Source organism: Oleiphilus sp. HI0123 (genome assembly GCF_001635315.1).
In genome coordinates this window covers 1-1,053 of record NZ_LWGE01001662.1, presented here as the reverse complement: position 1 = coordinate 1,053, position 1,053 = coordinate 1, and the positions used below count along the sequence as shown (strand labels likewise).

At 44.3% G+C, this 1,053-nt stretch carries 2 protein-coding genes; both read right to left on the bottom strand.

Annotated features, from left to right (window positions below; translation table 11 throughout):
* Positions 1–582 (bottom strand): ParA family protein (locus tag A3761_RS22365; protein WP_068750917.1); only part of this gene is annotated, 582 nt, incomplete at its 3' end.
* 255 nt (positions 583–837) lie between these two features.
* Positions 838–1,053, bottom strand: a 216-nt coding sequence (locus tag A3761_RS22360; protein WP_156492039.1) for an OmpA family protein, incomplete at its 5' end; no start/stop codon positions are given.

Sequence of the window (1,053 nt, the reverse complement as noted above, 5' to 3'; positions counted from 1 at the left end):
CTGTGTTCGACGATCAAACATGGTAGGCAGAATAAGATGTCTTAAATTGCTTTTCTGAGACCGAATAACCATACCCAAAGTATGCATCATTCTTTCCAAGCCTTTAATCGCAAGAAACTCTGTTTGACAAGGTACGATGAGCTGCTGGCTCGCAGCAAGAGAGTTGATCATTAGTACACCCAAAGAAGGCGAATTATCGATCAAGACGTAGTCATATTGATCCCACAACATTGCCAGCGTTTTCGAAATGATCAGCCCCATACCTTCAACGCCAACCATTCTACGTTCAAGCGTCGCTAAAGCCGTTGAAGCAGGCATTAAATCCAGACCCGGGCAAGAAGTGTCAGTAATCAGTTGTTCAGGAAGACCATCAGGAACCTTACCCTGATGCATAAACAAGTCGAACGCACTTTGCTCAATCGTATCCGGGTCGTAACCAAAATAACTGGTTAAAGACCCATGCGGATCAAGATCCATAACCAACACTCTTTTGCCTTCTTGTGCCAACAACCCGCCTAGGGTTACTACACTAGTCGTTTTACCGACCCCGCCTTTCTGATTGGCAATACCCCAGATTCTCACCGCGTCACCTCTGAAAAATTATATTTTAGCTTTGCTCAAGCATACCATTTAGCCTAGCTGGCTAGAATATCCTGCTAGGGATACTTGCTAATTCTGTATCGCTTGAACAAATGAACAACGGAAATGGCATAAAGTTGCCGAATTTACGTCACTAATAATCTTAATAGTGTACAGAGCACAAATCGTGCCATCGGCACAGTATTGAAAGGTAAATACTTAGAAAATATTTCTTTATAAATGAATGAGCTACGAGACTTACTTCATTAAGCCCTGACGAATATCCTGACTTTTGGAAATTAATAGAACAACGCGGCGGTTTTTGCTTTTTCCAGCTGCCGTATCATTCCTAGCAGCAGGTTGAAACTCTCCGTAACCCATCGCGCCCATGCGAGAAGGCGACACCCCCTCCAGTGCGAGGTATCTAACAACTGTGGCTGCTCGCGCTGCAGAGAGCTCCCAATTAGATGGGAA